We start from the raw sequence: 14,039 nt of genomic DNA, 5'->3' as shown, positions 1-14,039 counted from the left end.
CCCAAAAAGAAGGGGCGCACCGGTGGCGCGCCCTTTTGGGGAACAATGGAGTGCTCGTATGGAAATGAATTTTGGGGTTAATGATGGTATGCAAACTTTACATCCGAACGGCGCAATACCTGCCGGTCCGGGTTATATGATGTCATTTTTCTGCTGACGGGGTAACCCTGGCCGTCGAAACTATAACTGAATTCAGTGGTCCATTCTTCAAAGCCGTTTTCGTCGCGGTGGATTTCTTTCTGCCAGAGGCGTGGACTGAACTTCCTGCCCAACGCGAACTTCTTTTCGAACAGCGCCGTCAGCGGATCGGGGTGATCGGTGTAATCCAGGTATTCGGTGACCGACCGCTTTTTTACGCCGTTGCCATCCTCATCCACATAATATGTTTTTGTCAGCCGGTTGCCCTGCGCATCATACGTATATTCGCTCCTGTTGTGCAATGCGTCGCCCCTGTAAGCCCGTTCTTCCGCCAGCCGGCCGCTGCTGTAGCGGTAGGTACGGTAACCTGTGGCTACCTGCTCCTTGCTGAACTCATTCATCCGTACCAGGGTGTCGCCGCTGTATTCCATGGTCATGTACCGGCCGTTCCACAGGGTGACCTTCTGCTGGCGGCCAGCGCTGTATTCGATCAGCTGCCACGACGTATCCCGGCCAAAGCCGGGATAGTAGATGTATTTCACCACCTGGTCGCCGGCATATTCAAACCGTTCGTGATTCATGTCTCCATCCGAGACTTTCATCAGCAGCCGCTCTCCGGCGGGGTGTTCTGCCTTGTCTTCTTTCTTTTTACGGCAGCCTGCGGCCAGCAAAAGCAAACTGCACGCGCACAGCACAATAGTATGGGGTTTAAAAGCAAACATGATCAGTGATTGAATTGTGGTTTCCGTTTTGTTTTCATTTACTATGCAAAGTTGCGATACCCCGCTTACCGATACAACCACATAACGATGTGGTTTGCATCCGCGCAAATGGGGACGACCGGTACGGAAAACGGGTGAGCGGCGGGAACTGGATGAGGTATCAGAGCAGTTTGTCGCGGAAAGCCTTGGCCACGGCTTCCGACTTGGAATTCACGTGCAGCTTTTCATAAATCTTTTTGATGTGGGAACGCACCGTATCGATGGAAATGAAAATTTCCGCGGCGATCATTTTATAACTGTAACCGTTCACCAGCAATTGCAATACCTCCCTTTCCCGCTCGGATAATTTGTAGTCGTCGTTCCTGTCGGGGGCAGGCCGGGCAAAGAGCTGCAGCACCTGCCGGGCGATGGAAGAGGTCATGGGGGCGCCGCCTTCGTACACTTCGCGGATGTATTCGAGCAGTTTTTCAGGGGGTGTTTTTTTGAGAAGATAACCGTCTGCCCCGGCCTTGATGGCTTCGAACACGTGCTGGTTGTCGTCGAATACTGTCAGCATGAGGATGGGCAGGAGGGGATGCTGGCTGCGCACGATACGCAGGCCTTCAATGCCGTTGGTGCCTGGCATGTCGATGTCCATCAGTATGACGTCGGGAAGCAGCTCGGCAGTCTGCTGCAGAATGTGGTCGCAGTTTTTGAACGCGCCGCATACCACGTATTCCTGTGCTCCGTCTATCAACAATGTTAAGTTCTCCCGCAGTTTGGTGTTATCCTCGTATAACACGATTCGGATCATAGCCTGAATATTGCTCTTTTGTAAAGGTAGTGCCCGGCGGCCATTCCGTCAACCACATGCTTATGTGGTGGGGAACATCAGCACCACCACGGTGCCTTTGCCGAGCTGCGACTGGATGCTGAGCTGCCCGTTCATCCGGTAGGCCCGCCGCTGCATGTTCTGTAGCCCGTCGCCCTCGCCGGCCTCGCTGATATTGAAGCCCACGCCGTTGTCCTGCACCCGCAGTACCAGCTGTCCCTTGCGGAGCTGCACGCGGATGTCGGTAAAGGTGCATTGGGCATATTTGGCGATGTTGGTGATGGCTTCCTTGTAGATCATAAAAAAGTCGTGGCGGCTTTCAAGGCGCAGCTTGCGGGTAAAAATCTTTTCATCCACCAGGAAAGAAAACCCGATCTGCCGGGCTTCCAGTACGCCGGTGGTGAACTCGCGCATGCGGGCGATGACGCGTTGGGTGTTGTCGTTGAGCGGATTGATGCTCCATACGATGTCGTCCATGCTTTCCATCATCTGGGTAGTGCTTTCGCCGATCTTCACGAGGAATTCCAGCGTTTTGGAGAGGTCGTTCCTGTCCGCATTGCGCCGCGCCATGGAGCTCATGATGTTGATGGATGTGAGCGTGGATCCCATATCGTCGTGCAGGTCGCGCGCGATGCGCCGCCTTACCTGCTCCGTGGCCATGATACGGTTCACGCGCAGGCTGTGCACGAGGAATACCGCGCCGGCGATCAGCAACACGATGGCGGCATAGAACCATCCTTTCCGCCACAGCGGTTTGGCGATGCTCACGGCCATGCTGGTGATGCTTCTGGTGGCAAGGCCCTCGCCGTTTTCGCAATACACATGAAACACATAATCCCCGGGCGCCAGGTTGCTGTAGTTCACATACTGCCGCTGCCCCGCATTGACCCACCCGGCGTCGATGCCTTCGAGGCGGTAATAATACGTGAGGTTGTCCTGCTCGAGGTATGCCAGCGAGGTGTACCCGATCGTAAAAGTGTTGCTGGTATGATCGAGTGTGATGCGCGCGCCGCCGGCCTGCATGGGCTGGTAGGGCGATTTGACGTCGCCGCCTGTTTTAAAATAGTGAATGCGCACGTCGGGCGGGCGCTGCGGCTCGCGCAGGCTGTCCGGCTGAAAAGACAGGATGTTTTTCGTAGCGCCGAACACGATGCGCCCGTCGCGAAGCCTCATGCTGGCGGGCAACTGGAACGATTCGTCCGCCACACCGTATTTGCGCCCGAAGTGCACCACCTTCCGGGCTTGCAGGTTGACTTTCCCCGCGCTGAAATTGGAGGTGAAAAATACCTGCTGGGCGCTGATGGGCACTAGGTTGGTGATCACATTCCCGGGCAGGCCCTGCTCCTCGGTGAGCGTGTTGATGACGATGTTATGCTGCATGTCTATCACGGCGATGCCGCCGGCGCCCACCAACAGCAGGTTGTTGCCCGCGGGCTGCAGCTGGCGCACGTTATCACCGGGCAGTGTATGGCGCTTTTCGTCCGTGGCGAAACGCTGTACGATGTTGCCGGCAGTGTCCAGTTTCAGCAGCCCGTAATTGGCCGTGCCGGCCCAGATGTGGCCGTCGGAGCCGGCATGGATGTCCTGGACGTGGTTCCATAAAAAGAGCTCTTTCCGGTACAGGCTGTCGCGGAAAACGCGGATGTTGTCGCGGCGGTAATCCCATTTGGCGATGAGGCCCCGTTGCGTGCCTATCCATACATTTCCTCCGGCATCGAGCGTCATGCAGCGGATGGTGCGGTTATCGAGTCCGGATAATACGCGGTACTCCACGGCCCACGTGCGCGGGTCGATCGTGAGCAGGTTGGCATGCTGCGCGCCTGCCAGCACGCGGCCATCGGGAAGGGGCTGCAGGCACCAGAGCATGTTTCGCTGGTAATCCGTGGGATGCAGGAGATGTTTTTTGAGCAGCGTCAGCGTGCTGTCGTACACCAGCAAACCCTGTCCCCAGCTGGCGACCCATACGTCGCCGTTCGGGTGCTGCCAGATGTCCGCGGCCTCCAGCAACGGGGAGGGACCGGCAACACCGGCCGGCTTGAATGCCGTGGTCTGAAACTGCTGACGGGTATGGTTGAAAATGAACAGCCCGTTGCTGGTGCCTATCCAGATGTTCTGCATGTTATCTTCTTCGAGGCAGAACATATCCGTGTAGTCGAGACCGTAGCGGGCGAACTGATCGCGCTGAAATTCCTGCTGCAGGTTGCCGTCGGACGAGAACAGGAGCAGTTTGTCGCCGGCCGACCATACCATGCCCTTGCGGTCTTCGAGCAGTTGCGCCATGGCGCCCATCCGCTGCGGGGCGCCCAGCCGGCGGGTTTTCGGGTTGTAGTGAAAAAACGACGGCAGTTCTTCCAGCCGGCCCCAGGTATTGATAAAAAGCCCGCCGCGGCTGTCACCATACAGGCGGGTGATGGTGCGCTGCATGGCCGGTTCCGCCAGCAGGGGGATGCGGTGCGGGTTCCATGCCGGCGTGTAACAATGTTTGTTCCGGTAGTCGAGCAGGCACAGGCCGATGCTGGTGCCCAGCCAGTAATCATGCGTGAGCGGGTCTTCCGCCACGTTGAATATCCTGAACGCCGTGTCGCCGAAAAATCGTGAGAAGGGCACGAAAGCTTTGGCCACCCGGTCGTATAAAAAAGTGCCGTGGGTGGAGGTGCAGAGCCAGATGAGGCCGCGGCTGTCGGTAAACAGCTGGGTGGCCTGGAAACTTTTTTCGTGCGACTGGTATTGCACCGGCACGAGTGCGGCTTTTTCTCTCACATAGTCGTAGGTCACCACGCAGGTGTTGTAGGCGATCCAGAGGGTGTTGCCGTTGGTTTCGATGATGTGCTGCACACCCTGGCGGGCCACGCCGGGGAACTGGGGAAAGGGAAAATATTCGAACTGCCGCCCGTCGTACCGCTGGAGACCGCCCTGGCTGCCTACCCACATAAAGCCGCTTTTGTCCTGCATAACGGCATGCACGTAATTGCTGCGCAATCCGTCTTCCGCCGTGAGGCGGGAAAAGATGTGGGACTGGGGCATGGCGGCCGCTGCGAGGCGTAGCAGCAGGAGCGCGGTGATCAGGAAGAGGGGCCTGGCCTTAAGGGATACATGCATAGTGAATCGAATCCCCCAAAAATAATCGCTTTGGCGCATTAAAATAACAACCTGGTGGCCATTCCCGCTAATTCACATATTTATGTGGTTGGCGGCAAAAAGCGACTGCCTACCTTTGTATGCAGGAAACATTGCCTGTAAACAACCCCATGTATGAGCCCCGAATGGACAGATGCTGCGGATATACATAAAAGTTTACATATAAAATCTGAGATGAATTTGAATAACCTCCCATGACGGCACACCCGTTTGCGGATGCCAAGGCAGCGTATCGCGCTGGTACGCTGTTGCGGCATCCGTGAGGAGGGCATAAAAACGCCTTATAGGAATATGCTGCTAATAAAACGGGCGCAGGCTTCTGCTTGTGCCTTTTCCTTTTTGGACTGCTTTTCCCCTGTTTTTCCCGATTGGCTTAAAAAATTTCCCGATTGCGTAAGCGCCCCGGGTCGTAAAGCCGTTATTTTGCAGGCCGGGCCTGGTCTGCCCGATATGATAAAGAAGCAAACCATGAAAGTATTTTTCCGCAGTATACACCTGTACCTCAGCCTGGCAGCCGGTCTGGTCATTATGGTCACCTGTTTCACCGGCGCTGTGCTGGTTTTTGAAGAGGAACTGAACCATGCATTCAACCACGACCGGTATTATGTAAAGCCAGCCGGTGAAAAACTTCCCGTTTCCACCCTGATCGCGAATCTTGAGGCGAAGCAGCCCGGCGCGAAAGTGTCCGGCATCCGCCTGTACGGTGACCCGGAGCGTTCCGTGGAACTGACGTTCACACCGGGCAAGAAAGGCGAGGGCAGGAAAAAAGACGGTGGGGCCGCTACCGGTGAGAAAGCCGGCGATGCGGTTGCAACACCTCTGAAAGGCGATACAGGGGCGGTGAACGCCCAAAACGGCGATGCCGCAGTTGCAGCACTACAGGCGAAAGGTAAAAAAGCGGAAAAGAACGGACAGGAAAAAACGGCCGGAGACAAAGGCGGTAAAGCCCCCGCAGGCAAAGGCGGCGGTAAAAAAGCCTTCATGAACCCATACACCGGCGAGCTCATTGAAGTATACGTGTACCAGGATACCTTTTTCTACACCATGTTCGCCCTGCACCGCTGGATGCTCGGCGGGGCCGTGGGCAAAGTCATCGTGGGCGTTTCCACCCTCGTGTTCCTGTTCATCCTGCTCACCGGCATCATTCTCTGGTGGCCCAAAACCAAAAATATCCTCATCCAGCGCGTCAAAGTAAAATGGACGGCGGGCTGGAAGCGCCTCAACCACGACCTGCACATCGTGCTGGGCTTTTATACGGCCATCTTCCTGTTCATTTTTGCGTTCACGGGCCTGGCCTGGTCGTTCGAATGGTTTAATAACGGCATTTACAAAGTGACCGGTTCCGACCCGAAAGGCACGCCGCCACCTTCTTCTCAATACACCGAAAACACACCCCGGATCAGTTTCGATTCCGCTTACCAGCTGGCGGCCACTGCTGCGCCCGGCGCTTATTATTACAACCTGTCGGCGCCGAAAGATTCCGCCGCCGCTTTTGTGGTGAACCTGCTGCCCGCCGATGCCGCACATGAGTCAGCCACCACCAACGTATTTATCGACCAGTACGCCGCGAAGGTGCTTAAAGTGCAGCCTTTCAGCGAAAGAAACCTGGGGCAGCGCGTCAGGAGCTCGTTCAAGCCCATTCACGTCAGTTCCATCTACGGCATTCCTTCCAAAATTATCGGCTTCATCGTTTGCCTGCTGGGCGTCACGTTCCCCGTAACGGGCATCATCATGTGGATCCAGCGGCTGAAGAAAAAAGCTAAAGCGCGGAAAAACAGGGAGAAACGCGAGCCCGTCGAAATGGCCGCATAAAAACTATTCTTTTCGTCGTTATTGCTTATTTTACAGCAGACCAAATCTATTTCCGCTCATGCCGGATACCTATGATCAGGCCGGTGATCTTACGGGCTATTGGACTGCGGTGAGAGCAGGCGATTCACGGGCATATGCGCACATCCACAGCCAATTGCATCCGGTTTTATACCGGTACGCCTTTGCCATGCTGGGCGACGACGCGCTGGCGGAAGACGTGGTGCAGGAGCTGTTCGTGAGGATTTGGTTCAAAAAAGATACGATCGGGGAGTTGCGCAACGTGCGCGCCTTCTTTTTCACTTCGCTCCGCCGCAGCGCCCTCAACCAGCTACGCGGGCTGCGTTCCCTGCAGATACTCACGCCCGGAGAGCCGGACATAGAATTTTCGCCGGAAGACATCCTCATCGGCGAAGAAGAACAATCCGCCCTGCGCGTGCGCATGAGCCAGTACCTCAACCAGTTGCCGAAAAGGCAGAAAGAAGTGATCTTCCTCCGTTTTTATGAAGAGCTGCCCTATAGTGAGGTGGCCGTCATCATGAAAGTCAATTACCAGTCGGTCATCAACCTGGCCCATAAAGCCATCACGCAGCTGCGTGCCATGATGGGAAAAACGCCACTCTGGTGGCTGTTCCTGTACGTTTTTCAATATTTTTTCTAAAAAAGATGCCGGAAAAAGAGTATCCCCGAACGGATATGGTGTCTTTCTATTAAACCGCGGATGTTATGGACGATCAATTTTCGACGCAGGACCCGGGTAACCCGCCCTTCCGGTTCAGGCGAAAGCCGGTGCCGAAGGAAAAAACGGCCGCCAGCTGGCAGCAGGTAGCATCCCGCATAGCCGGGAAAAAATCCGGCGCGGGGAAACGCCGCGTGTGGATGGCTTTGTCTGCCGTAGTGCTGCTGCCCCTGATCGCCTATGCTTCGTACAACATCTATTGCAATATCGTAGGCGGCGGGATGAAAGAATACCGCACCGCGTACGGGGAAATCAGGCAGGTGATGCTGCCGGACAGTTCCGTGGTATTCCTCAATGCCAATTCCACCCTGCGCATCGCGGAGGAATGGAATCCTTCGGAAAGCCGCGGGGTGTGGCTCGACGGGGAAGCCTATTTTGAGATCACCAAAAAGCCCGGCGCCGGCAATGCCCAGTTCGTAGTGCATACGCCGGATATCGATGTGGCCGTGTTAGGCACCAAGTTCAACGTTAACATGCTGGGCGCCCGCACCACCGTTTCACTCAAGGAAGGCAAGGTGCAGCTCACCGCCAAAGCGCCCATCACCGAAGGAAAAAACGTGATCATGATGAAACCCGGCGACGAGGTGCTGGTGGAAAAAAATTATTCGCGGCTGAAGGAAGCCATCAATATAGACCTGATAGCAGACTGGCGCAATCACCGGTATCATTTCGAGAATACTTCCATGGCTGATATCTCAGCCCTGATACGGTCCAAATTCGGATACGAAGTAGTGATACTGACGCCTGAAATAAAACAACGCAAGATCAGCGGGGATCTTTACGCAGAAGACATTACACAGTTGTCCCGCGCATTGTCTATAACAATGAACATTCAGATTGAAACAAAAGATGAACAGCTGCTGTTTTCGGTGAAAGATTAGAAAACGGCGCAACCAAAATCAGATCGGATTTTAACTGACAGTTTCCACAGCGAAGACTGATTACCTGCGGCATGTCAACCGGAAAAGCCAAATTGTTTAACCTTACAATTCCATATTATGAATTCATCATTATTGCTGCGCGGCGCCTTGCTGTTCGCGGTTTCAACAGCCACTTCCGTGGGCGCGCTTGCCGGCCCCCTGCAGGAAGTGGCGGTGAACCGCCGGCCGGCCACCTGGCAGCAAGCTTCCGCCAATTCCCTTCAGCAGAAAACCCTTGTCCAGCTTTTAAAAGAAATCCACAAAGAATACAAAATCGACCTGCTGTACGAGGCAAAAAATCTCCCTAAAGTAAAAGTCAGCTTTACGCCTTCCGCTTACGAAAATGTAGAAGCGATGCTCAGGGCGCTGCTGATGCCGTACGGCTTGCAGGCACAGGCGGTACAACCCAACACCTGGGCGATCGTTCCGCTGAAAGACGAGCCCAACAGCAAAAACAAACCTTCCGTACCTTCCCGGCAACAGGCCGGTGAGGAGGCGCCCGCCAATCCTTCCCTGCTGAAACTCAACGGCGCTGCGGGCGGTATCGGGCAGAGCAATGCGGCCGACACCGTGAAAAAAGTAAAGATCTCCGGCCGTATCACCGACGGTGAAAACGGTACGCCGCTGCCCGGGGTGGCGGTACTGGTGAAAGGTGAGCTGCGCGGCGCACAAACCGACGGTGAAGGCAGGTACACCCTGGAAGCCGCTTCGGGCAAAACGCTGGTGTTTAACCTGCTCGGGTACGAATCCAAAGAAGTAACGATTGCGGCGCAGCGTAATATCGATGTGACCCTGGCCGTGAGCAACCGAGCCCTGAACGAAGTGGTGGTAGTGGGTTACGGCAGCCAGCGCAAAAGCCTCGTAACGGGGGCCATCTCATCCGTGAAGGGTGCAGACATTGCCACGGTATCGTCCAGCCGTGTTGAACAGGCGCTGCAAGGCCGCACCGCCGGCGTAACCGTGCTGCCTGTTTCGGGCTCTCCCGGCAGCGGTATGCGCGTACGCATCCGTGGCACAGGCTCCAACGGCTCCTCTGATCCATTGTACATAATCGACGGCATGCGCGCCGGCAACATGGAGTACCTCGACCCGTCGGAAATCGCTTCCGTGGAAGTGCTGAAAGACGCTGCATCGGCGGCAATCTACGGCGCGGAAGGCGCCAACGGCGTAGTGATCATCACCACCAAATCAGGCCACCGCGACGCTACGCCCCGCGTGGAATACAACATGCAATATGCCCGGCAGTCCATCAAAAACGCCATGAAAATGATGAACGCCGAACAATACACACAATACCTCACCGACGCGAAAACGTCCGGCGACATCCCCAACCCCGCCGATTGGAAAGGTAAAACGGGCACCATGTGGATGGATGAAATCACGCAGACCGCGCCCATGATGCGCCACTCCCTCAACTTCAGCGGCGGTACGGAAAAATCGACATACCTGCTCGGCGGTTCCGTATTCCGCCAGGACGGGGTGATCGGCGGCGACAAAGCACGCTTCGACCGTTACACGGTTCGCCTCAACTCCGATCATGAAATCAAACCATGGCTCTCCGTGGGCAACCGCCTCTCTTACGCCTATTTTAAAAGGAACGGCGTAGTGGAAGATTCCGAATTCGGCGCCGTGATCAACAACGCCATCATGATGGACCCCACCATGCCGGTGGTGTACACCGACGGTCTCTCGCCCCGCGCGCAGAAAGCGCTCGACGACGGGTATACACTGATCAAAGACAAACACGGCCGTTATTACGGCATCTCTGATTATGTGTTCGGTGAAGGCGGCAACCCGCTGGCGCAGATGGACATCACGCACAATACCACCACACAGAATAAAGTGGTCGGCAACGTGTATGCGGAAATCAGGCCGCTGGCCGGGCTGAAAGTAACGTCGCGCTTCGGTCTCGATGCGATGTTCCTCCGTCAGCACGCCTGGCTGCCCACCTTTTTCTACAACGCGAACCGTCTCAATACGGTGCCCAGCACGGCGGATAACAACGAAAACTGGAGCACCTGGCAGTGGGAAAACTTCGCCACCTACAACCGCAAATTCAACCAGCACGATATTACCCTGATGGCCGGGATGAGCGCCCTGCGGCGGAACTACAACCGCCTGAACGGGACTGCTTCAGGGATGTTCAGGGAAGAAGAGGCGTTCGGCTACCCGGACTACCTGCCCGACGACCAGGACCGCATTGCCGGCGTGGCCAGCAGCACTTCCATGGTGTCATATTATGGCCGTATCCAATACGATTACCAAGGAAAATATCTCCTGAATGCTACCCTGCGCCGCGACGGTTCTTCGCTGCTGCCACCGCAGAACACCTGGGGCACCTTCCCCTCCGTGTCCGCCGGGTGGATCGTTACCAACGAATCGTTTTTCCCGCAGAGCGTGCTCAACTACCTGAAAGTGCGCGCCAGCTGGGGACAGAACGGCAGCATCTCCAATATCAACATCGGCGACTGGAAATCGCTTATCACCACGCAGGGCATCTCGTTTCCTGACGGCACCGGCAACTTCCATGTGGGCGCTGAACCGGCAGGACTGGAAAACCCGTACCTGAAATGGGAAGCAAGCGAGCAGCTCGATTTCGGGGCCGACATGGGTTTCCTCGACAACCGTCTGAGCTTTACCGTCGACTATTACAACAAAACCACCAAGGGCCTGCTCACACCCGGCACCGTGCCGAGTTTCGTGGGCAACATCCTGCCGATCGTGAACGGCGGCGATGTGAGGAATAAAGGATGGGAATTTGAACTGTCGTACCGCAACGCCAATACGCATGCGTTCACGTTTGAAGTGGGTGTGAACATGACCACCATCAGCAATGAGGTGATTCGGCTGAATGAATTCGTGGACCGCCTTCCCGGCTCTACTGTGGGTACGGGCTGGGGCGCCACCTGGTTCGAAAAGGGATATCCTATCTGGTATTTCCGCGGGTATAAAACCGACGGTATTTTCCAGAACCAGCGCCAGGTAGATGAATACAGCAGCAAGATCACGATGACGGTAGCGCCCAAACCCGGCGACCCGATCATCGTGGATATCGACGGCGACGGCACCATCTCCAACAGCGACCATACGTTTATCGGCAGCCCGCATCCCGATGTGGTGTACGGCGGCAGCCTGCGCATGGCGTACAAAGGTTTCGACGTCATTGCCGTAGTGCAGGGCCAGGTGGGGAACGACGTGCTGATGGGCTTCAACCGTGTGGACCGACCTACCGGCAACCGCCCCGAGTTTTTCTACAAAGACCGCTGGACGGGTGAAGGCAGCACCAACAAATGGTTTGCGCCCAACACCGGCAGCGAGTTCGTGTACAACAGCGATATGATGCTGGCCAACGGATCGTATACCCGTATCCGTATGTTGCAGCTGGGTTACACCTTCCCGCAACAGCTGCTGAAGCGCATCCATTTCCGCAACGCGAGGATTTACGGTTCGCTCGACAACTTCTTTACGTTCACCAAATACAAGGGCATGGACCCTGAAGCGGGCAGTAATGACAATAACAGCCTGGGCATCGACAGGGGCGTGTATCCCATTCCCCGGTCAGCAGTAGTCGGCCTTTCCTTTAGTTTTTAACCTGCAATTCGCTTAAACTATGAAACGTTCCATCATACAATATTCCATATTAGGCCTCACCACGCTGCTGGCTGCGGCAGGGTGCTCCAAGAGTTTCCTCGACCAGGGTATTCCCGGCCGGGCGCCGCTGGATGGGTATTACAAAACAGACAACGACGCACTCACCGCCACGTACGCCGCCTACGACTTTCTGCAGGCGGAATATAACTGGGGCTGGGGCAGCCCGCTCATGGTGAAAACGCTGCCTTCCGATGAAAGCAACGCAGGCGGCAACGGTCCCGCCGACCAGCCGCATTACCAGGCGCTCGACAAATTCACGTTCGAGTCGCAGAACCAGGGCGTGCTGTGGGTTTGGCGGGTGAACTACTTCGGGATCTACCGCGCGAACATGGTGATCAACCGGGTAAAGGGCGAAACGGAGGTGCAGAAGCGGCTGATCGCCGAATGCAAAGCATTGCGCGCGCACTTTTATTTCGAGCTGGCGTCGTTGTGGGGCGATGTGCCGCTGATATTAAGGGAACTGAAAACGGAGGAGTACAACGCCACCCCGCGCACCAAACGCGCCGATGTATATGCACAGCTGGAAAAAGACCTGCTGGAAGCTATCCCGTTGCTGCCGCTGAAGAGCGCACAGTCGCGGGCCGACCGGTTCCGCATCTCCAAAGGCGCCGCCCAGGCGCTGCTGGGCAAAATATACCTGTACCAGGAGAAATGGCCGCAGGCCGCCGCCCAGTTCAACGAGGTGATCGTATCCGGCCAGTACGACCTGGAAGCGCAGTTTAAGGACGCTTTCGCCAAAGAAACGGAGTTTGGTGTGGAAAGCGTGTTTGAAGTGCCCTTTTCGGAGGAAAAGGCGTATAACTGGGACAACTTTCCCTGGGGAACGTTCCGGCAGATCGAAAGCAATATCCACGTGCAGCTGATGGGCCCGCGCGAGGATTATTACACCAAAGCCACCGCCGATTCCCTGAAGTCCGGCTGGGGATTCAATATGCCCAAACCCAAATTATACAATGCCTATACTGCCGCGGGCGACGTGGTGCGCAGAAAACAGACCGTGATGTCGGAAGCCGAACTGGTGGCCGGCGGCGGTAAATGGACCGCGCCTACCGCCTGGGATTATGAAGGCTACCTGCAACGGAAATACGGCTCTTTTTCTACCTATACCCGCGACGATAAAGGCGCCGTGGCGGAACTGAATTACGGCACCAATTACAAGCTGATACGGTACGCGGATGTGCTGCTGATGGCGGCGGAAGCGTATTACCGCGCCGGGAATGAAGGCCGTGCCCGCGCCGAGCTGAAAAAGGTACGGCTGCGCGCGGGACTGCCGGAAGTAACGGCCGGCGGGGCCGCCCTATTTACGGCGATCGTGAACGAGCGTTTCCTGGAACTGGCTTTTGAAGGTTTCCGTTACCTCGACCTGGTACGCTGGGGACTGGCCGCACAGGAGCTGGGCCCGCTGGGCTTCAAAACGAAAAAACACGAGCTGCTGCCGATTCCCAATGAAGATGTGCGGGTAGGCAACCTGCAGCAAAATGAAGGGTATAATTAAAGTTTTTGATAAAAGCGATATATTAAAGTAGATGTTAGGTAAAAGGGCCGCCTGTCCAGGCAGCCCTTTTTAATAGGGGGGAACATCGGACACATGATGTGGTTTTTGAATTACGTTGCAGGCTGGGCGATGGCCCAGTCGGCCTCCTGTTGCGGCATTTTGTCCGGGTCCAGCATTTCTCCATCACCTGTCAGGAGCCAGCGGATGTTCAGTTCCTCGAACTGCTGGGCAATGTCCTTGATGATGTCTACGCTGGGCTTGGCCCCCTGAATCCTGAAAAGCCGCGCTACTTTCTCGCAGCTGTTGTAGTTCAGACGGCGGCTGAACGCCGAAGCCGTCATGTTTTTATGCTGTAAAAAACAGCTCAGTCTTTTAGCAATCGGTTCCATAATAAAAACAGATCTTTCTCTTTAGAGTGGCAAAATGCCAAAAGAGGGTGAAGCCTGCGGGCAAAAAAAATATTTTTTCTTTCCCCATTCACCCCACCCACCCCCAAAATCACTCTATATAATATATGGGGGTACCTCAGCGCTCAAAGGAACGCACCGGTTTGTGAATAACGGGCCGGAAACGAGGGATACTCCGATTTGCGGAATAAAAGCCGTAAAGGCTAGTC

Annotated in this window: 9 protein-coding genes; 5 read left to right on the top strand and 4 right to left on the bottom strand. The window is 55.7% G+C overall.

Translation table 11 applies throughout. The features are described from left to right. Positions 1–77: 77 nt before the first annotated feature. The 3 genes from EGT74_RS06175 to EGT74_RS06165 all read right to left on the bottom strand — a co-directional run bounded on the left by EGT74_RS06175 (position 78) and on the right by EGT74_RS06165 (position 4,770). Entirely contained in the window at positions 78–860 is a 783-nt protein-coding gene (locus tag EGT74_RS06175) for a hypothetical protein (RefSeq protein WP_123845647.1), read from the bottom strand. A 160-nt stretch (positions 861–1,020) separates the two neighbouring features. Next, positions 1,021–1,653, bottom strand: coding sequence for a response regulator (locus EGT74_RS06170; RefSeq protein WP_123845646.1), 633 nt, complete (start codon positions 1,651–1,653; stop codon positions 1,021–1,023). Positions 1,654–1,713: 60 nt separating this feature from the next. After that, a complete protein-coding gene (locus tag EGT74_RS06165; protein ID WP_158618028.1) occupies positions 1,714–4,770 on the bottom strand; it encodes a sensor histidine kinase in 3,057 nt (1,018 codons plus the stop codon). Positions 4,771–5,277: 507 nt separating this feature from the next. Here EGT74_RS06165 and EGT74_RS06160 point away from each other — a divergent pair. The 5 genes from EGT74_RS06160 to EGT74_RS06140 all read left to right on the top strand — a co-directional run bounded on the left by EGT74_RS06160 (position 5,278) and on the right by EGT74_RS06140 (position 13,423). Next, complete coding sequence (locus EGT74_RS06160; RefSeq protein ID WP_158618027.1) at positions 5,278–6,621, top strand: PepSY-associated TM helix domain-containing protein; 1,344 nt, start codon at positions 5,278–5,280, stop codon at positions 6,619–6,621. Between the two features lie 58 nt (positions 6,622–6,679). Next, positions 6,680–7,279 (top strand): RNA polymerase sigma factor, encoded by a 600-nt coding sequence (locus EGT74_RS06155; RefSeq protein ID WP_123845643.1) that lies wholly within the window; start codon positions 6,680–6,682, stop codon positions 7,277–7,279. Between the two features lie 65 nt (positions 7,280–7,344). Continuing rightward, a complete protein-coding gene (locus tag EGT74_RS06150) occupies positions 7,345–8,238 on the top strand; it encodes a FecR family protein (protein WP_123845642.1) in 894 nt (297 codons plus the stop codon). Positions 8,239–8,355: 117 nt separating this feature from the next. Next, a complete protein-coding gene (locus tag EGT74_RS06145; protein ID WP_220392818.1) occupies positions 8,356–11,868 on the top strand; it encodes a SusC/RagA family TonB-linked outer membrane protein in 3,513 nt (1,170 codons plus the stop codon). A 19-nt stretch (positions 11,869–11,887) separates the two neighbouring features. Beyond that, the gene (locus tag EGT74_RS06140) at positions 11,888–13,423 is read left to right on the top strand and encodes a RagB/SusD family nutrient uptake outer membrane protein (protein ID WP_123845641.1); all 1,536 of its coding nucleotides are present in this window, start codon (positions 11,888–11,890) and stop codon (positions 13,421–13,423) included. A 110-nt stretch (positions 13,424–13,533) separates the two neighbouring features. Here the strand turns inward: EGT74_RS06140 and EGT74_RS06135 are convergent, their stop codons facing one another. Continuing rightward, positions 13,534–13,812 (bottom strand): hypothetical protein, encoded by a 279-nt coding sequence (locus EGT74_RS06135; RefSeq protein WP_123845640.1) that lies wholly within the window; start codon positions 13,810–13,812, stop codon positions 13,534–13,536. Positions 13,813–14,039 lie beyond the last annotated feature (227 nt).

This window comes from Chitinophaga lutea (genome assembly GCF_003813775.1).
Taxonomy (GTDB): Bacteria; Bacteroidota; Bacteroidia; order Chitinophagales; family Chitinophagaceae; genus Chitinophaga; species Chitinophaga lutea.
Note: the sequence above shows the minus strand (reverse complement) of the source record. Positions and strands in the feature narration are given on the sequence as shown.